This is a genomic window from Henriciella sp. (genome assembly GCF_029937755.1).
GTDB lineage: Bacteria > Pseudomonadota > Alphaproteobacteria > Caulobacterales > Hyphomonadaceae > Henriciella.
The window spans coordinates 404,723-422,940 of record NZ_JAPYPG010000001.1 but is presented as its reverse complement, the minus strand read 5'-3'; the positions used below and the strand labels follow the sequence as shown (position 1 = coordinate 422,940).

Here is an 18,218-nt window from a genome sequence, read left to right as displayed (position 1 = left end):
GGTTTAATCCCAGCTGGGGCTCTGCCAGTAGTCCGCGCAAAGAGCATTGTGGGAAACCCAGCATGGTCAAAGCCGTTTTCGTCCAAGGCACCTCGTCCGATTACGATGATCAACCGGGAAGATATTATCATTTTCCGAAGCGCTATCTTCGTCGAGTTCAGGAAAGCCTTGGGGATTGGGTGGTTTTCTTCACGCCCGTCAAAGACTCCGGCGTCGACGTAAGTGAACGCGGTACGTATCGCGGAACGGCCCGATTAGTTGCAATCACGCCTGATCCTCAAAAGACAGACCATTATTATGTCAGTCTAGAGCGCCCCACGGTTCAGGATTTTGCTGTTGGCGTGCCACGTATAATGAATGGCGATTTCCTTGAGCCTGCGCTTGCGGGAAAAGATGGTGGAACGAACACCGGCGTTGCACTTCAGGCGGTGCGACACATATCCGACGCAACTTTTGACAAGATTATCGCCTATGCTACTCAATTCGAAGCGACAGAGCTGCCGCGCTTCGAAGAAGCTACGGAAGACTTCGCACCGGGGTTTGCGGACGAAGCCACGCACTTTTTATTCGACCATGATCGTCAAACTATTGCTTCTCTCACTAACAAGCGCGTCAGAGATCGCCGCTTCAGGCTAGCCGTCCTTCGCGCGTACGATAAGAAGTGTGCGATCACTGGATGGGATTTCACCAATGGCGGAGGAAGAGCTGAGGTGGAAGCAGCGCACATTATCCCTATCGAGTATGATGGACGAGATGTCGTGAATAATGGTCTCGCACTGTCCGGCACAGTTCATTGGATGTTTGATAGAGGCCTCGTCAGCATTGCTGACAATGACGAAATTCTGATTTCATCCAAGGTGAACGATAAGGACAGCATCGAGCGTATCCTTAACCCCAGCGGACGCCTACTGCGTCCACCTCGACAAGCGCATCAGCCTCACAACTCCTTCCTCGAATGGCACCGCCGTCACCATGGCTTTGCCGCCTAATAAGCGATGCCCTTGGAGGAGAAACAGAGCAGCGTTCTGCTGTCAGTCACTGGAGCGGAAGCTCGCGCTGAACAGCACTCCTAATTCCCCTTCTCCACCAGCCTGCGTGCGATGACCATGGCCTGGATTTCGCCGGCGCCTTCGAAGATGTTGAGGATGCGGGCATCCTGCAGGACGCGGCTGACCGGGTATTCTAGCGCGAAACCATTGCCGCCATGGATCTGCACGGCATTGTCAGCGGCGGCCCAGGCCGCGCGGGCGCCGAGCAGCTTGGCCATGCCGGCCTCGAGGTCACAGCGCTTGCCGTCATCCTTCTGACGGGCGGAGTAATAGGTCAGCTGGCGCACGCCGACGAGTTCGGCGGCCATCATGACGAGCTTGTTGGCGACGCGCGGAAACTCGAAAATGGCGCGGCCGAATTGCTGGCGGTCGAGCGCATAGCGCAGGCCGAGCTCGAAGGCGTTCTGGCCCACACCGATAGCGCGCGCTGCCGTCTGGATGCGGGCGCTCTCGAAAGTCGCCATCAGGTGGCGGAAGCCCTGTCCCTCGGTCTCGCCGAGCAGGTTCTTGGCCGGGACCTCGAACTCGTCGAAGCCGATCTCGTATTCCTTCATGCCGCGATAGCCGAGCACCTCGATCTCGCCGCCGGTCATGCCATCGGCCGGGAAGGGCGTTTCGTCGGTCCCGCGCGGCTTTTCAGCGAGGAACATGGACAGGCCGGAGAAATTGTTCGTCGCCGGATCGGTGCGCGCGAGCACGGTCATCATGTCGGCCCGGACCGGGTGGGTGATCCAGGTCTTGTTGCCGGTGATCTTGTAGGTGTCGCCGTCCTTGACCGCGCGGGTCTTGAGGCTGCCGAGGTCGGAGCCGGTGTTCGGTTCGGTGAAGACGGCCGTTGGCAGGATCTCACCGGACGCGATGGCCGGCAGGTACTTTTCTTTCTGCTCATCGGTGCCGCCGATCAGGATCAGTTCGGCCGCAATCTCCGAGCGCGTGCCGAGTGAGCCGGTGCCGATATAACCGCGCGACAGCTCCTCGGAGACGACGCACATGGACGTCTTGCCGAGGCCGAGGCCGCCAAACTCTTCCGGAATGGTCAGGCCGAAGACGCCAAGCTCGGCCATTTCTTCCACGACCGGCATCGGGATGTAGGCGTTTTCGAGGTGCCACTCATGCGCATGCGGTACGATCCGGTCGCTGGCAAAGCGGCGGAACTGGTCGCGGATCATGGTGAGGGTTTCGTCCAGCCCGGTCTCTTCGACTGTTGCGCGGCCGAGCGCGTCCGGCAGGTGCTTGGCTGCGGCCGCCATGGCCTCGGTCGTCTTGCCTTCGGTGAGGAAACGCTGGACGGCCGGTTCGAAGAGGCGCGCCATGCCCTGTTTGGTGACGCCCATGTCGGCCGGACGGATGATCTCGCCCTGGTTCATCGGGATGCCGCCGATCAGCTGGGCGCAATATTCCGAGAACAGGATCTGGGAGAGGAGTTGCTCGATCTCGCCGAACTTGCCTTCGGCTTCGAGGCGCTCGGCCCAATGCATGACTTCGCGCAGCGTCTCGACATAGGTGATGGCCCAGGAGAGGCCGTGAGCGGAATGCTGGTGGACGTCGAGCAGCTTGCGGTCCGGCTTGCCTTCGGGGGCGAGCTTTTCCTTCATCGCGGCCTTGGCGTCCTCGCCATAGGCTTCAAGGCTGACCACGGCATCCTTCATCGCCTCGATCAGGTCGTCCATGATGGGGGCGGGTTTTTCGCTCACCATTGTATCCATACTCATTCCCTCCGGGCGTCTTACGCGCACTCAAACTAGATCGTTCGGCGCGTTTGCCACATATTTTGCTGCAGCGCAGCGATAAAATGTGTCGCAGCGGAACATTATGCCTCAGACAGCGGAATCGCCAAGGTCGAGCGCGGTGCGGGCAGCTTCGATGTCGTCCAGCTTCGTTTCGAAGGCCGACCAGTCATCCTTTTCCGCGATCGGATCCCACAGGGCCTCGACCTCGTCATATAAGAGGGAGACAGGGCGTTCGCGCTGGAAATAGGGGTGGTTGAGGCGGTCGGGCCGCTCCGGCTCACGGGCGTAGAGCCCGTCGCGCACGGCGGCGAACTTCTCTTCTTCATAACGTGAGGCGAGCGGGCTTTTCTCCGCGCGCGGTTTTGAAAGCCGGCCGCCGAACCAGTCGAAAAAGACTTGCGGCCAGGCGGCCGCGGTTTCCGTCATCCAGCCGTAGAGCGTCTGCAGGAAGACGAGATCGTCCTGCAGGGAGGTCCCGTCCTTGAGCCCGAACAGGGCGAGCGTATGCCGGGCAAAGGCGCGCTGGTAGGCGGCCTCGAAGGTCTTGAGCGCATCGGTCAGCGGCTCGGCATCGGCGATCAGGGTGAGGGTGCCGGCAAGCTGTTGCAGGGCCCAGAGGCCCTGGGTCGGCTGGCGGCCAAAGCGGTAGAGGCCCTGCTGGTCGAAATAGGCGGCGGTGAAGTTCGGGTCCGAATAGGGCAGGAAGCGCCACGGGCCATAATCGAAGCTTTCGCCGGTGATGTTGAAATTGTCCGTGTTCATGACGCCATGGACGAAGCCGATCGTCATCCATCCCGCGATCATGCGGGCGGTCTCGCGCGTCACCTTTTCAAGCAGTGCCGGGGCCATCACGGTGATGTCCTCGTCGGCGACGTCGGGATAATAGACCTCGGCGCAATGGCGCACGAGCCGGGCAAGGGCCTCGCGGTCTTCATTATAGGCGGCGCGCTGGAAGGTGCCGAAACGGATATGGCTGTGGCTGAGGCGCACGAGCACGGCCGAGCGTGTCGGGGAGGGCTCGTCGCCGCGGGTGAGCTGCTCGCCGGTCTCGATCAGGCTGAAGGGTTTCGATGTCTTCACGCCATGCGCTTCCAGATATTGCGCGGCCAGCACCTCGCGCACGCCGCCTTTCAGCGTCAGCCGGCCATCGCCCTGGCGGGAGTATTTCGTCTGGCCGGAGCCCTTGGTGCCGAGGTCGAGCCAGCGGCCGTCCTCGTCCTGCAGCTGCGCAAACAGGAAGCCGCGGCCATCGCCGAGCTCGGGATTGTAAACGCCGAACTGGTGGCCGTGATAGCGCATGGCCAATGGCTGCGGCAGGTTTGCGGGCAGCGGCGTGAAACGGGCGAAGTGCTCGATCCATTCTTCGCGGGAAAGTTGGTCCAGTCCGACATGGCTTGCCCAGCGACTGTTGCGAAAACGCAACACGGTCTCCGGAAAATTTGCGGGCTCTGCTGCGTCTGCGAAGGCATCAGCGAGGGAAAGAATTGGGGGCGGCTGTGTCATTACACTTCCATCTGGTGGCAGGTAATCCCGACATCTTCAATGTAGTGAGCTATTTTTTTGCTGCGGATGACCCTGCAGACCGGCAGGCCCTGCCCCCGAGTAAAGCGCCCTGTTGACCCAACGGCACGTCATCTTTGCCGTCGCGCCCCGGATATTGATGCGGCGCAGCATAAAAAAATCTTTGATTCCAGATGGAACTAAGTCAGCTTGGTTGCGAGCCAGCAAAAACAAAGCTGGCCAGATATGAGAAATATCTCGGGAGGAATACAATGAAGTTCGTTAAGGGACTCGCCTTTGGCGCGTCCGGTATCGCTATCGCGGCTGCCGGCCCTGCTTATGCACAAGACAATGAAGACGATGGAGAGCTGCGACAGCAGAAAGTGACTGTCACGGGCTCCGCGATTGCCGGTACGCCGGAAGACGCGGCCCTGCCGGTCGACGTCCTGACCGCTGGTGACCTCAAGCTGGAAGGTGATCCGTCGATCACGGAGCTGATCCGCAATCTCGGCGTTTCGACCGGTGTAGACGGCCAGACCAACCAGTTCTCGTCAAACGGCCTGGAAGGCACGTCGAACATCAACCTGCGGGGCCTTGGTCCGGGCCGGACGCTGGTTCTGCTCAACGGCAAGCGCCAAGTCTTCGCGCCTTATGCGATTGGTGAGCAGGCGCAGCTTTTTGTCGATACCAACACGCTGCCATCTGCCGCGATCGGACGTATCGAAGTTCTGAAGGACGGTGCAGCGGCTGTTTATGGCTCTGATGCCATTGCTGGCGTTGTGAACTTCATCACACGTGATGACCTGGAAGGCTTTGAAGTTTCGGCTCAATACGAGACGTTCGAGGGCACCGATGGCGAATATGACGTATCGGCGGCTTACGGCCTGCAGGGCGACAACTGGAACTGGGTAACCAGCGCTGGTTACCAGTTTCGCAGCGAAGTCGGCCTGATCGAGAAAGACTGGGCGATTCGTCCATATGAAGAGAACCCGGTCGGTGGCTGGTCTTCGCTCTCCAATCCGGGCTATTTTGTTATCATCGGTGCGAGACCTGACTTGCCTAGTGGCTCAGGACCGATCGGCCAGGTTAACGATTCCGGTTGTACCGATGCCGGAGGCATCGTTGTCGGCACCTGCCGCTTCCAGTTCACTCAGTTCGATAATCTGGTTGAAGAGGAAGAACGCTACCAGATCTTCTCCGAGTACAATACGACCTTCGGAAATGATATCGATTTCCACCTTGAGGGTCTCTATGCACACACGGATGTTCCCGAGTGGAAAACATCGCCATCCTATCCTCCGCAGGTTCTGACAAACCAGTTCCTGGCGGCAAGTCATCCGGGATATCAGCAGTACCTCGCGGATAATCCTGATGCTGCGGCTCTCATGGGAGCAGGCTTCGGTGCGCTTTATATCGGCCGGTCCTTTGGTTGGGGCGGTTTCCCTGCTACGGGTGGCGCGCAGGAAGGCTTCCGGACCTATGACAGCTACCGCTTGGCGGGGGAGCTAAACGGTGAGTTCTCGAATGATGTGCAGTGGAATACAGCACTCACGTGGCACCGTACGGAAGGTGAGCGAATTACCAATGATACCTATATCAACGGTCTGACCATCGCCCTGCAGGGCTTTGGTGTCTGCGGTGACGCGAATACCGGCGCCGTCCCGGCCGGGGCTGTGCCCGGGCAGGGCGAATGCGAATATTACAACCCATTCTCCAACGCCATCCAGCAAAATGCTGTCACTGGCGAAGCGAACCCGAACTATGTTGCGGGCCTCGAGAATTCGCAGGCTCTTGCGGAATGGATGACCGATGGTGTTGGTTCGGTCGTTACCTCAGACCTGCTGGTCTTTGATGCTGGCCTCAGCGGGCAGAGCAACGTCCAGGCCGGTGGTGGCTCGGTCGGTTACGCGCTCGGCGTTCAGGTTCGTCGTGAGGGTTATGAAGTTGATCCGAATGAAGTAACCGATCTCGCCCAGAATCCTGGGCCGGGCGGTACAGGGCCGTTTTCCTTCCTTGCGGGCACCAACGCGTTCGACGAAAATCAGACGATCTATGCCATCTTCGGCGAACTTCAGATTCCGCTTTTCGACGATGTGAATGTTCAGGTCGCAACTCGCTATGAAGATTACGGCGGGGAAGTTGGCTCGACCTTCGACCCGAAGGTCGCTATGAAGTGGGATGTGAACGACAATTTCGCGCTGCGCGGGTCGGCCCAGACCTCGTTCAAGGGCCCGACGCTCAATCAGTTGTCGGGTCAGGTGACGACCCTGCAATTCGTCGCTCCGGCTTCCGCGTTCAAGGCGGTGGATCAGTTTGGTAAGCCGGACCTCAACCCCGAAAGTGCATTCAGCTTCAACATCGGGGCCCTGTATGAAAACGACAGCGGCTTTTCGGCATCGGTCGATTACTACAATTTCGATTTTACCGATCCGATCATTGTTGAAGATCAGGCCAGCATCGTGAACGCCGCACTAGCGGCGCTCGCGGCTGGTGATACGGAAGCGGGCATTCTTTCTCGGATTACATTCACCGATAACAACAATGATGGTGTGAACCAGCCAGGCGAGATCGCCCGCATAAGCACAAACGTAACCAACGGACCGGACATTCAGACCTCCGGTATCGACCTTCGGGCCGAACAAGTCTGGGATCTCGGTGCCAGCGAATTTTCGTTGGGAGCAGAGGCTACATACATTATTGAATATGATGTAGCCGACTTCGCGATCGAGGATGCGATCATTCCGGGCGGTGATCGTGTCGGCCAGTTCAACCGGTCGAACTTCTCGCGCTCGCTACCGCAGTGGAAGGCCAACATCTCGGCCAACTACGCGCTCGGAAATCACAATTTCCGGGGTGTCGTTCGCCACGTCGACTCCTATGACGATGAACGGGGCGCACCGAACCAGGCAGGTGCTTTTGTTGGCGGGCCGTCTGAAATCGACAGCATGACCACGCTGGACCTGTTCTACACTTGGCAGTCTGACTACGGCCTCGATGTCGGCCTGTCGGTGGTCAATGCCTTCGATGAGGATCCGCCACTCGCCTACTTCGATGTAAGCTATGATCCGTACACTCACAATCCGTTTGGTCGGACATTCAAGGTCTCCGTAACCAAAACCTTTGGTGGCGGTAGCTGATCGACTTTGACATCTGACAGGAAAGGGCGGCGCTTCGGTGCCGCCCTTTTTTCATGCTTTCCGGCGTCCCGGCATGTTGCCGCATCTAGGCATTGTGAGCCGGAACCATTATTGCATGAGACGGGGAGAACGCCGCCGCCAGGCTGGCGTGTTTCAAATCAGGATCAGGAGATTACCGAGCCTTGACCAGAACAGTCCTCGTTACAGGCGGCGCCGGCTATGTCGGCAGCCATTGCTGCAAAGCGTTCAAGGATGCCGGCTGGAACGTCGTCGTCTTCGATAATTTCTCCCGCGGCTGGCGCGATTTCGCTCAGTTCGGCGAGGTGTTCGAGGGCGACCTGCTGAACACGGCCGACCTCGATGCCGCCTTCGCAAAGCACAAGCCCGATGCCGTCGCGCACTTTGCTGCCTTCGCCTATGTCGGCGAGTCGGTGGAGAAGCCCGGCCTCTATTACGAGAACAATACGATGGGCACGGTGCGCCTGCTCGATGCGATGGCGAAAGCCGGCACCGACAAGATCATCTTCTCCTCGACCTGCGCCACCTATGGCGTGCCGGAAAAAATGCCGATGACGGAGGATCTCCCGCAGAACCCGATCAACCCGTACGGCATGTCGAAGCTCTTCGTGGAGAAGGTGCTGGACGATTACGAGGTCGCCCACGGTATCCGCTCGGTGAAGCTGCGCTACTTTAACGCTGCCGGCGCGTCGCCGGATGGCGAGATCGGCGAGCGCCACGAGCCGGAGACCCACCTCATCCCGCTGTGCATCGAAGGCGTGCTGAATGACACCTTCAAGCTGACCGTCTTCGGCGACGATTTCGAAACACGCGATGGCACCTGCATCCGCGACTATATCCATGTCATGGACCTTGCCGACGCGCACCTGAAGGCGCTCGACTATCTCGATGATGGCGGCGTGTCCGATGCGTTCAATCTTGGCACAGGGACGGGCACGACGGTGATGGAAATCGTCCAGGCCGTGGAGCACGTCACCGGGAAGCCTGTGCCGCGTTCGATCGGTCCGCGCCGCCCGGGCGATCCGCCGGCGCTGGTCGCCTCAGCCGAAAAGGCGGAGCGTGTCCTTGGCTGGAAGCCGGTCCAGTCCGACGTCGATAGCGTGATCGCGACAGCCTATAACTGGCACAAGAAGGAAATCGCCCGAAAAGCCGCGATGGCCGACTAGGCGGGCGTCACGTCGCCATAGACGATGAAGTGCGGATTGTCGTAGCCGCGCTCGCGCTTGCCATAACGCAGCGGTTCGCCGTCCTCTGTCAGGACGCGCGCGCCTGCGGCTTCGGCGACGGCCTGTCCGGCGGCGGTGTCCCATTCCATGGTGCGCCCCATGCGCGGGTAGAGATCGGCCTCGCCAGCGCCCAGCAGGCAGAATTTCAGCGATGACCCCGCCGAGATGATCTCGCCGACCTTGAACTTGTCGAGGAAGGCATTGGTCTCCGGCGAGCGGTGGGATTTCGACGCAATGGCCGTCAGTCCTTCCTCGGGGCAGGGGCGGATATGCAGCGGCAGGCGGGCGTCCGAGGCGGGCACCGGTTCGCCGGGCTTTACCTCTGCCTGCCACGCCTTGTCAGGGCCTTCCGCCACAAAGAGGCGGTTGAGCGCCGGGGCATAGACCACGCCCTTGACCGGCTTGCCGTGCTCGATAATGCCGATATTGACGGTGAACTGACCGTTCCGGTTGACGAATTCCTTCGTGCCGTCGAGCGGGTCGACCAGCGCGAAACGGCTGCCATGCTCCGGGATGTGGCCGGCGGACACCGATTCCTCGGCGATGACATCAAGCTCGGGATCGGCGGCTTTGAGGCCGTCGAGGATGAGGAGTTCAGCCTTCGCATCGGCCTCGGTGACCGGCGAGGAGTCGTCCTTGCGCTCGACATCGAAGTCGGTGGAGTAGATTTCCATGATGAGTTTTCCGGCGTCGAGCGCGATACGGGCTAGCTGGTCGGTAGTCAGGCTCATCATGTCTCCTTGGAATCTCAGCGTCCGGACGGGCGCGCTTATGCCCATGTTTCGGTTGCGGCGCAAATCCGCTGGGCGATATTCATCGCATCGAACGCCTGGTGACTGGTTCCGTGACGCAGCGGGGCGTGTCCGGCCATGGCATCGACAAACTCGCCAAGTTCCTCATCGGCGAAATGGATGCGCGTGAACTCTGACACGGTTTCATGCGGATTGGGCAGGGGTGTGCCGTCCGGCCCGCGCGAGAGCGTGGCGTGGATCAGCATTTCCGGACCGTACTGTTCCAGCCCCGGCAGGTGCCCGTCGAGCCAGACATAACCGTCCTCATAGCCGAGCTCGAGTCGGAAGGTCTGGCGCCAGGAGGTCGCCGACGCATGCAGCTGGGCGAGCGTGCCGCTGCCGGCTTTCAGGATGGCGAAGAGGTTGGCGCCACTGTCCGGGCCGTCCGGTTGCATCGCCTTCACGCTTTCGAAGGGCCCGCAGAAGAGATGCAGCAGGTCCAGCATATGGATGCCGTGGCCGAGCAGGATGCCGTTCTCGCGAGCGTCGGCGCCCGGGTAGCCGGCATGGCCATAGACGGCGCGGGCGGTCAGCAGGTCGCCATAGGGATTTGCATGGACGAGGTCGGCGGCCGCGCGCACGCTTTCATGATAGCGAAGCGAGCAGCCGAATTTCAGCACCGCCTCGCTCTCGCGCTCGGCCTGGCGCAGGTTGATGATGTCTTCCACCGTCAGGCCGCCGGGCAGTTCGCTCAGCACATGTATCCCGGCCTTCAGGGCCCGGATGGACGCGTCCGCCGCAAGGCTGGGCGGCAGCGCAAGAATGACGGCATCGACCTGTTGCGGATCAAGCGCGGCCTGCCAGCCAGCCTCGTCAAAGGCTGCGGCCTGATCTGTCGACCATGTCCGCGCGATCTGCGAGCCCGCATGCCGGGCGATCGCCTGGCAGCGCTGGGCAGCGAGCTGGCTTTTTCCAAGGATGGCAAAACGGAGCGAGGTCATCAGGGGGCTCGAAGCGGAACTCTAATCGGATCACATCGCCTAGCTGTTCACGGCGAAGGCGGCAACTGCAAGCCTGAGTTCAGGGCCGCAGGTTCCAGTCCTTCAGCGTCACCTCGCCGTCTTCGAGCTGGAGGATACCGTAGGCGCCGGTCTTGAGCTTGAGGTCATGAGCCTCGTGCTGACGCGTGCCGAGGGCGCAGAGAAGGGCGAACCGGGCGATGCCATTGCTTGTCACGATAAGGACGGGGCCAGTGTCGTCGGCCTTGTCGAGTTTCGTGAACAGGCTCGACCATTGCCCTTCAATGGCTGCGGGATCGAAACGCCAGCCGGGCGGCGGAACGGCGTCGCGCTCCCAGGCGTCGAGCGCGGGCTGGCCGATGCGCGCAATGACAGCGTCTTCCGGCTGGTTCTCGTCCGGGCCGTAATCGATCTCGCGCAGGAAATTGCCGATCTCCAGTTCGGGCGGCTCCTCCTGTGCCGCGAGGATCGCGTCAGCGGTCTGGCGCGTGCGCTTCAGCGGCCCGGCAATGGCCTGAGAAAAGGCGACCGTTTCGCGGAAATGCGTGGCCAGCGCGTTTGCCTGTTCCTTGCCTGAGCTGGACAGCGGCAGGTCGGTGCGCGCGCCCACACGGGTGACGGTATCGCCCTTGTCGAAGGTGTTACCGTGGCGGACGATATAAAGATCACGAGCCATCAGCGCGGCGCCTCCATCGGATCGCCCTGTTCGGCAATGAGTTTCTCGGCGAAGGCGGCGTCTTCCGGCGTATCGATGCCCCACATGGCATTGGCGCCCGGCTCGACGGCCACGGTCAGGATGCTCATGCCATTCTCAAGGAAGCGCAGCTGTTCAAGGCCTTCCAGCGCCTCGTAATGGCCGACCGGCAGGCTGGCGAAGCGCTCAAGCGCGACCATGCGGAAACCATAGAGCCCGATATGCCGCCAGACCGGGGAGAGCGCGCTTTCAGCGCGCAGTTTCTCTTCCTTGCGGATGGCCGGGATGATCTGTTTCGAGAACCACAGCGCCATGCCGTCAGCGCGCCGGATGCAGCTCGTGCCGCTGAACGGTTCGCGGGTCTTCTGATCGCGGATCGTGTCGAGCGCGGCCCAGTCAAGCTGAACAACGGGGGTCACGACATCGGCGGTGCTTTCCCCGGCCGCATCAATAAGGGCGTCGAGATAGGCGGGCGGGGTAAAGGGGGCGTCCCCCTGCAGATTGAGGATGAAGTCAGGCGCGCTGTCCTGCGCTTTTGCTGCGGCCAGCGCCCGGTCGGTACCGGATGGCAGGTCAGGGTCCGTCATCATCGCCGGGGCGCCGATCTCGCGGGCATGGTCCATGATCTTCGCGTCGTCTGTGGCGATAACAAACTGCGTGTCGGTGCGGGCCGCGGCGACGCGGGTAGCAACGTCTGCGACCCGTGACACGAGCGAGTGCCCGGCAATCTCGTGCAGGGGTTTGGCCGGAAAGCGTGTCGATCCAATCCGGGCGGGAATGACGATGAGTGTTTTCAAGGCGCCGCCTCCATGCATTGCCTGCGGGTCTGCGCGCTGTCCCTGCGAGCGTCAAGCCTGTAAGGAAGCTGCGGGCCGGAGAGGGTATCTGCGCCTGAGTTAAGAAAAACACGGCGTCTGAGTTGACCGTCTCTAAGTTGTTACGGCACGGGGCACTTGCTACCTAGGCCCCTTCGCGACCGAACCGACCTGGACCGATTATGAAAACACTGACCCATCTCGACCGGCTTGAGGCCGAGAGCATTCACATTCTGCGTGAGGTGGCCGCCTCCATGCAGAACCCGGTCATGATGTACTCGATCGGCAAGGACAGCTCCGTCCTCCTGCATCTGGCGCGCAAGGCTTTCTATCCGGGCCCCATCCCGTTTCCGCTGCTGCATGTCGACACGACCTGGAAGTTCCGGGAGATGATCGCCTTCCGCGATGCCCTGAAGGATGATCCGCAGACCGATCTTCTGGTTCATATCAACCAGGAAGGCGTCGAGCAGGGCATCGGCCCGTTCACGCATGGCTCCTCGCTGCACACCGATGTGATGAAGACACAAGGGCTGAAGCAGGCGCTCGACAAGTACAAGTTCGATGCCGCCATTGGTGGCGCGCGCCGCGACGAGGAGAAGTCGCGCGCCAAGGAACGGATTTTCTCTTTCCGGTCGGCCCAGCACCGCTGGGATCCGAAGAACCAGCGCCCGGAACTCTGGTCGCTCTACAATACCCGCATCAAGCCGGGCGAAAGCGTGCGCGTCTTCCCGATCTCCAACTGGACCGAGCTCGACATCTGGCAGTACATCTACCAGGAGAATATCGACATCGTGCCGCTCTATTTTGCAGCCGAACGCCCGGTGGTCGAGCGCGACGGCATTCTGGTCCTGGTCGATGATGACCGTCTGCCGCTGGAGCCCGGTGAAGAGCCGATGATGAAGCAGGTCCGTTTCCGCACACTCGGTTGCTATCCGCTGACCGGGGCGGTGGAGTCGTCTGCCTCAACCATCACCGAGATCATCGAGGAGATGCTGCGGACCACGACGTCCGAGCGCGAAGGCCGCGCCATCGACAAGGATGCGCCCGCCTCGATGGAGATGAAGAAGCAGGAGGGCTATTTCTGATGGACGGATATGCAGCCCCCCAATTCGCCGATATCGAGACCTATCTCGACAGCCAGCTGAAGAAGTCGCTCCTGCGTTTCATCACCTGCGGCTCGGTCGATGACGGCAAGTCCACGCTGATCGGTCGGCTTCTTTATGAGTCGAAGATGATCTTCGACGACCAGCTCGCCTCACTGAAGAACGAATCGAAGAAGTTCGGCACGCAGGGCGAGGAAATCGATTTCGCGCTGCTGGTCGACGGGCTGGCCGCTGAGCGCGAACAGGGCATCACGATCGATGTGGCCTATCGGTTCTTCTCGACCGACCGGCGCAAATTCATTGTCGCCGATACGCCCGGCCATGAACAATATACCCGCAATATGGCGACCGGCGCATCGACGGCCGACCTCGCCATTGTGATGATCGATGCGCGCAAGGGCGTGCTGACCCAGACGCGCCGCCATAGCTTCATCGTCTCGCTGCTGGGCATCAGGCATGTCGTGCTCTGCATCAACAAGATGGATCTCGTCGATTATGATCAGGCGACCTATGACAGGATCCTCGCGGAGTATCGCGACTTTGCCGCCGACTTTGGCTTCGAGAGCATTCAGGCGATCCCGGTTTCCGCGCTGGCGGGTGACAATGTCGTCAGCAATAGCGACCGCACGCCCTGGTATGACGGCCCGCCGCTGATGGAGTATCTCGACACGGTCGAGATCGCCTCAGACGATGCCGGCAAGGCCTTCCGTATGCCCGTGCAGTGGGTGAACCGCCCGAACCTCGATTTCCGAGGCTTTGCCGGTCAGATCGTCTCCGGATCCGTGAAGGCCGGTGACGCGGTGCGGGCGCTGCCCTCCGGCAAGTCGAGCAAGGTTTCGCGGGTCGTGGCCATGGGCGGCGATCTCGATGAGGGCGTCGAGGGCCAGTCGGTCACGTTGACGCTGGAAGACGAGATCGATGTGTCGCGAGGCGATGTTCTGTGTGCGGACAAACAGCCCGCAGAAGTCTCAGACCAGTTCCAGGCGACGATGCTCTGGATGTCCGATAGCGCCATGCTGCCGGGACGGTCCTATGTGATAAAGATGGGCGCGCGCGAGTGCCAGATGCAGGTCACGGAAGAGAAGTACCGCATCGACGTGAACACGCGGGCGCATGAAGCCGGCAAGACGCTGAAGCTGAATGAGATCGGTGTCGTCAACATCGCGCTCGATCGCGAGGTCGCCTTCGATCCGTATGAGGACAATCGCCGCATGGGCGGGTTCATCGTGATCGACCGGATGACGAACGAGACGGTCGGTCTCGGCCTGATCAACTTCGCCCTGCGCCGGGCCTCGAACATTCATCGTCAGGCGATGGATGTGTCGAAAGAGCTCCGGGCCTCTATGAAGGGCCAGAAGCCAGTGATCCTGTGGTTCACCGGGCTGTCGGGCGCAGGCAAGTCGACGGTCGCCAACATTGTCGAGAAGCGGCTCGCCGCGATGGGCAAGCATACCTACACGCTGGATGGCGACAATGTGCGGCACGGGCTCAATAATGATCTCGGCTTTACCGATGCCGACCGGGTGGAGAACATCCGCCGGGTGGGCGAGGTGTCGAAGCTGATGGTGGATGCCGGGCTTATCGTACTCGTCTCCTTCATTTCGCCCTTCCGTGCCGAGCGCCGGATCGTGCGTCAGATGGTCGAGGAGGGGGAGTTCTGGGAAGTCTTTGTCGACGCGTCGCTGGAAGCCGCCGAGAGCCGCGATGTGAAGGGCCTCTACAAGAAGGCCCGCGCTGGCGAGATCAAGAATTTCACCGGCATCGACAGCCCGTACGAGCCGCCACAGGCGCCGGAAATCCATCTGGAAACCGACAGGCTTGACCCTGAAGCTGCTGCCGATCTTGTGATCGAGCGTCTCGACGCGGCCGGCTTGCTGGGCGGTTGAGCCGGGCCGTCAGGACCGGGAGATGGAGGGGCCGGCTGAGCCGGCCAGTTCGCGGTCCTCGGTGGCAGGCCAGACGTGCGGTTTGCGGCGGTGGAGGGTGAATGGGCTCCAGCTCATCGCCTTGGTAATCTCGACGCTCGACAGCTTGCGCTGCTTCTGGACAGCCTTGCGGCTGCGCATCGTGTCGCCAAGCCGCCCAAAGGCCTCGCCGAGACCCCGGCGGATGGACTGTGCACGGGGGCGGCCAATCGCTGAAATATAGAGATACAGCGTCAGCAGCACATGCCCCGGCATGGAGAGGACCAGCGCCAGGGGCGGGGTGTTCTTCAGATAGGTCGTCAGCCGGTTTCGGGTGCCGAGCCTTACAGTGAAGTCACTCATCCGGCCCGTAATGGCACTGCCGTGGTGGCGCACGATGGCGTCTGGTACGAAGATGCAGCGCTCGCCCATGAGGCGGAGGCGGTAGCCGAGATCGACATCCTCGCAATAGCAGAAGAAGCTCTCGTCGAAGCCCCCGGCATCAAGGAAGGTCTCGCGGCGGATCATGGCGGTTGCGCCGCACGGCGAGAAGCATTCGCCTTCTTCCGGCAGGTCGGTTTTCGAGGCGCCGAAGCCGCCGCGCCAGGGAAAGCCGAAGACCGAGTAGCAGTCCCCGGTCCCGTCGAGCACGCTGGTGTCGCCGGCATCGATCTGGGCGCTGGCGAAGGAGGTTACACCGGGATGGCGGCGGGCGGCATCAGCAAGCTTTTCCAACCAGTCGGCCTGGGGTTCAGTGTCGGGATTGAGAAGGATGATCCACTCGCCAACAGCCTGTTTCGCCGCCACATTATTGGCTTTCGCAAAACCGAGATTGTCGTCCATACGCAGCAGCCGCGCCCGGGGGAGGCCATCGAGATCGAGCCGGTCGGCAGAGCCGTCCGTGGAGTTGTTGTCGACGATCAGGACTTCCGTTGGGGACACGCGCTGGCGCTTGAGATGGTCGAGCGCGGCCTGGATGAGATCACCGCCATTATAGTTGACGATGATGATGCTGGCATCGAAGGGGGCAGGGGTTTTCAAGCGCGGTCTCTGAACTCAACTTCAAATCCAGTTACTCCGATCCTCCCGTCCAGTCGATAGGCGATGAAGTCCACACTGGAATTCACCCGCCCAAGCCCATAGACAAAACTGAGGCCGCGCTGCGGCGACTGCAAGCTGCGCGCGGAGGGTCCGACATGAAACTGGCCATAAGTGTTCCTGTCGGGGCCTGGCATGATTTCCTGCCCTGGGCGCTTGAGAGTCTCGCCTGCCAGAAGGCCGATCTGCGCATCGCATTTCTGGATGCTTCGGGTGATCCGCGCGTGAAAGCGCTGGCCGACCAGTATGACGACAGGCTCGCCTATCGCCGGCACGGCCCGGATGGGGGGCAATCCGACGCAATCCTGGAAGGCTGGGCGAATGTCGAGGGTGACTGGCTCGGCTGGCTGAATGCCGATGACATGCTCATGCCCGGCGCGCTGGAAAAGGTACAGGCGCATCTTGGGGCGAATCCCGGGCTGGAAGCGGTCTATGGCCACAGCGTCATCCTTGATGGCGACGGTGCGATGACCGGCTACCATTTCAATGTCGAACCGCCGGGCGAGCGCCTGCTGCAGGCGGGCATTATTTCCCAGCCCTCCTGCTTTTTCTCGCGTGCCGCCTATGAGCGTGCCGGCGGGCTCAACCGCGACCTTCACTATGTGATGGACTGGGACCTGTGGATCCGCATGTACAAGTCCGGCACGCGTTTCGGTTTCCTCGACGATGCCCTGTCCATGGTGATCTGGGCCGATGACACCAAGACGGCCTCCATCAACAAGCGGCGGCGGTCCGAACTGAATGCTGTCATCGCCGAGCACGCGCCGGAGGCCGCACAGAAGGCGACCTTCCGAGCCTTCATGGTGCATGCCGCGGCCGACAAATTGTGGCCGCCTTCGCTTCGCCGGGCTCTTGTGCGGCGGCTACGCCGGTCGGGACCGAGTGTTTTCGGTCTCCGCGCTGACGGCGCGTTTTCGCCAGAGGCCGACCTCAAGCTTGCGCACTATGCGAGCGAGGCGAAGTCCGGCTTGCGCCTGTCCTTCCTCCGCCCTGCGCCTTCGCTCAAGGCCAGCGCACTTGGGCGGGAGGTTTCCGTGTCGTCTAAGGGGGCGACGGTTGAGCTTCGTTTCGACCGGCCGCTTGGACCGGCCGAGCTTTGCGACATCAATCTTCGGCATGACGCCGGTGAGGCGCCCGTCTTCCTGAAGGCTGAATGGCTTTAGCGCTGGAAGGCATAGAGCGTGTAGCCGATGGGGAAGCCCCGGCGGTTCTCGATCGTCAGCACGCCATCGCTGGAAACTGAAAAGTTGACCTTGCCATCCTCTCCACTCGCGCCGGTCAGTGTCTCGGTTCCCACGGTGAAGTCGGCCCCAGCGGAGAACAGCGTCTCGATACTCGGGCTCGGCGCAAGCCGGGCAAAGAAAAAGGCGGCAGGCGCTGAACTCGTCGCATTCGGTATGGCGAGGATCGCTGCACCATACACAGCCCCTCCGAAGTCCAGCGTCGCGACGGCATCATCAGCGATGGTGCCGACCGGCTGACGCAGACCGAGCGCAGCGAGCGCGCCAAGTGGGTCGGCAAAGCCGGCCGGGAAACTGACCTTCCCGTCCGACGGGCGGACTTCAAAACCTGTCGTGAAGCTGCTGCCATCGGGACTGGTGCGGAAGGCAAGATCGCCCGACCCCAACAGGCCCACTTCGGCACTGCCGGAATAGCCGGTCTGGAAGACGACCGACGCCACGCTCCCTGTTCCGTCCCGGTTGAGGGTCAGCCGGATATCCCCGTTGCCCGGCGTGACATCGTCATGGCTGAACAGGATCGCATCGCTTTTGACAGCGAGGAGATTGGGCGCGCCTGCCTCGGTGTTGAAACCGAGCCGGTCTGTGGTGCGGGGGCGTGCTGCCAGCCACGCCCCCTCTGTGAAGACATAGAGGTCGGTTTCGTCCCCGACCCAGGCTGTCAGGCCCTCCGGTGGGGCGATTTCGTTCCAGAAACCATCCTGGAAGGCTGCGATACTGCCTTCCGCAAACACGCTCCAGGCATCGCCCGCTGCGCCCGAGGGGAGGATGTAGGCATCGCCGTCGACAGGCGCTGCGGGCTCCTGGGAAACTTGCCTGGACGCCACGGCGAGACCGGTCAGCGTGTCGAGCCGTCTCAGGGCCTCGTTCAGGGTGACGTGTTTCTGGGCCTGGTTGGGCTGCAGATAGGGAAAGGCTAGTCGCGGCGACTGGTCCATGGGGCGCTCCGTCTGAAA

At 61.5% G+C, this 18,218-nt stretch carries 14 protein-coding genes; 6 read left to right on the top strand and 8 right to left on the bottom strand.

The genetic code is table 11. The features are described from left to right. The first annotated feature begins 62 nt into the window (after positions 1 to 62). Positions 63 to 989, top strand: coding sequence for an HNH endonuclease (locus Q1K29_RS02040; protein ID WP_300390954.1), 927 nt, complete (start codon positions 63 to 65; stop codon positions 987 to 989). A gap of 80 nt (positions 990 to 1,069) precedes the next feature. Here the strand turns inward: Q1K29_RS02040 and Q1K29_RS02035 are convergent, their stop codons facing one another. Both Q1K29_RS02035 and Q1K29_RS02030 read right to left on the bottom strand, forming a co-directional pair. Continuing rightward, positions 1,070 to 2,755, bottom strand: coding sequence for an acyl-CoA dehydrogenase family protein (locus Q1K29_RS02035; protein ID WP_366524158.1), 1,686 nt, complete (start codon positions 2,753 to 2,755; stop codon positions 1,070 to 1,072). 111 nt (positions 2,756 to 2,866) lie between these two features. Continuing rightward, positions 2,867 to 4,282: a protein adenylyltransferase SelO family protein gene (locus tag Q1K29_RS02030; RefSeq protein WP_300390948.1), complete on the bottom strand. Its 1,416-nt coding sequence runs from the start codon at positions 4,280 to 4,282 to the stop codon at positions 2,867 to 2,869. A gap of 269 nt (positions 4,283 to 4,551) precedes the next feature. Between Q1K29_RS02030 and Q1K29_RS02025 the strand changes: the two genes are divergently transcribed. Next, a complete protein-coding gene (locus Q1K29_RS02025) occupies positions 4,552 to 7,416 on the top strand; it encodes a TonB-dependent receptor (protein WP_300390945.1) in 2,865 nt (954 codons plus the stop codon). A gap of 182 nt (positions 7,417 to 7,598) precedes the next feature. Then, positions 7,599 to 8,600, top strand: a complete 1,002-nt coding sequence (gene galE / locus Q1K29_RS02020; RefSeq protein ID WP_300390941.1) for a UDP-glucose 4-epimerase GalE — start codon at positions 7,599 to 7,601, stop codon at positions 8,598 to 8,600. Here galE and cysQ read toward each other — a convergent pair. The 4 genes from cysQ to Q1K29_RS02000 all read right to left on the bottom strand — a co-directional run bounded on the left by cysQ (position 8,597) and on the right by Q1K29_RS02000 (position 11,901). Continuing rightward, positions 8,597 to 9,394: a 3'(2'),5'-bisphosphate nucleotidase CysQ gene (gene cysQ, locus Q1K29_RS02015; RefSeq protein WP_300390939.1), complete on the bottom strand. Its 798-nt coding sequence runs from the start codon at positions 9,392 to 9,394 to the stop codon at positions 8,597 to 8,599. The two genes, galE and cysQ, sit on opposite strands and share 4 nt — an antisense overlap. A 35-nt stretch (positions 9,395 to 9,429) precedes the next feature. Then, positions 9,430 to 10,392 (bottom strand): Gfo/Idh/MocA family oxidoreductase, encoded by a 963-nt coding sequence (locus tag Q1K29_RS02010; protein WP_300390936.1) that lies wholly within the window; start codon positions 10,390 to 10,392, stop codon positions 9,430 to 9,432. 79 nt (positions 10,393 to 10,471) lie between these two features. Continuing rightward, positions 10,472 to 11,086: a histidine phosphatase family protein gene (locus Q1K29_RS02005; RefSeq protein WP_300390934.1), complete on the bottom strand. Its 615-nt coding sequence runs from the start codon at positions 11,084 to 11,086 to the stop codon at positions 10,472 to 10,474. Further along, a complete protein-coding gene (locus Q1K29_RS02000) occupies positions 11,086 to 11,901 on the bottom strand; it encodes a manno-octulosonate cytidylyltransferase (protein ID WP_300390931.1) in 816 nt (271 codons plus the stop codon). Before Q1K29_RS02000 ends, Q1K29_RS02005 begins: the two co-directional genes overlap by 1 nt. A gap of 200 nt (positions 11,902 to 12,101) precedes the next feature. Here Q1K29_RS02000 and cysD point away from each other — a divergent pair, with 200 nt between their 5' ends. Together cysD and cysN are read left to right on the top strand one after the other, a co-directional pair. Next, positions 12,102 to 13,004, top strand: a complete 903-nt coding sequence (gene cysD / locus Q1K29_RS01995; RefSeq protein WP_300390928.1) for a sulfate adenylyltransferase subunit CysD — start codon at positions 12,102 to 12,104, stop codon at positions 13,002 to 13,004. Further along, on the top strand, positions 13,004 to 14,908 hold the full coding sequence (gene cysN, locus Q1K29_RS01990) for a sulfate adenylyltransferase subunit CysN (RefSeq protein ID WP_300390925.1): 1,905 nt from the start codon (positions 13,004 to 13,006) through the stop codon (positions 14,906 to 14,908). The genes cysD and cysN overlap by 1 nt, the downstream gene beginning before the upstream one ends. A gap of 9 nt (positions 14,909 to 14,917) precedes the next feature. On the opposite strand, the gene Q1K29_RS01985 is transcribed toward cysN, so the two are convergent. Beyond that, complete coding sequence (locus tag Q1K29_RS01985; protein WP_300390922.1) at positions 14,918 to 15,967, bottom strand: glycosyltransferase family 2 protein; 1,050 nt, start codon at positions 15,965 to 15,967, stop codon at positions 14,918 to 14,920. Positions 15,968 to 16,122: 155 nt separating this feature from the next. Between Q1K29_RS01985 and Q1K29_RS01980 the strand changes: the two genes are divergently transcribed. Further along, positions 16,123 to 17,187, top strand: a complete 1,065-nt coding sequence (locus Q1K29_RS01980) for a glycosyltransferase (RefSeq protein ID WP_300390919.1) — start codon at positions 16,123 to 16,125, stop codon at positions 17,185 to 17,187. Here Q1K29_RS01980 and Q1K29_RS01975 read toward each other — a convergent pair. Next, positions 17,184 to 18,200, bottom strand: a complete 1,017-nt coding sequence (locus Q1K29_RS01975; RefSeq protein WP_300390916.1) for a DUF2793 domain-containing protein — start codon at positions 18,198 to 18,200, stop codon at positions 17,184 to 17,186. The genes Q1K29_RS01980 and Q1K29_RS01975 overlap by 4 nt on opposite strands. Positions 18,201 to 18,218: the final 18 nt, after the last annotated feature.

What these genes read in the sequence shown, in the direction of transcription:
- Q1K29_RS02030 (WP_300390948.1), bottom strand. Translation starts at nt 4,282, where the DNA reads ATGACACAGCCGCCCCCAATTCTTTCCCTCGCTGATGCCTTCGCAGAC.
- Q1K29_RS02035 (WP_366524158.1), bottom strand. Translation starts at nt 2,755, where the DNA reads ATGGATACAATGGTGAGCGAAAAACCCGCCCCCATCATGGACGACCTG.
- Q1K29_RS01975 (WP_300390916.1), bottom strand. Translation starts at nt 18,200, where the DNA reads ATGGACCAGTCGCCGCGACTAGCCTTTCCCTATCTGCAGCCCAACCAG.
- Q1K29_RS02025 (WP_300390945.1), top strand. Translation starts at nt 4,552, where the DNA reads ATGAAGTTCGTTAAGGGACTCGCCTTTGGCGCGTCCGGTATCGCTATC.
- cysD (WP_300390928.1), top strand. Translation starts at nt 12,102, where the DNA reads ATGAAAACACTGACCCATCTCGACCGGCTTGAGGCCGAGAGCATTCAC.
- Q1K29_RS02040 (WP_300390954.1), top strand. Translation starts at nt 63, where the DNA reads ATGGTCAAAGCCGTTTTCGTCCAAGGCACCTCGTCCGATTACGATGAT.
- cysN (WP_300390925.1), top strand. Translation starts at nt 13,004, where the DNA reads ATGGACGGATATGCAGCCCCCCAATTCGCCGATATCGAGACCTATCTC.
- Q1K29_RS02010 (WP_300390936.1), bottom strand. Translation starts at nt 10,392, where the DNA reads ATGACCTCGCTCCGTTTTGCCATCCTTGGAAAAAGCCAGCTCGCTGCC.
- cysQ (WP_300390939.1), bottom strand. Translation starts at nt 9,394, where the DNA reads ATGATGAGCCTGACTACCGACCAGCTAGCCCGTATCGCGCTCGACGCC.
- Q1K29_RS02005 (WP_300390934.1), bottom strand. Translation starts at nt 11,086, where the DNA reads ATGGCTCGTGATCTTTATATCGTCCGCCACGGTAACACCTTCGACAAG.
- Q1K29_RS01980 (WP_300390919.1), top strand. Translation starts at nt 16,123, where the DNA reads ATGAAACTGGCCATAAGTGTTCCTGTCGGGGCCTGGCATGATTTCCTG.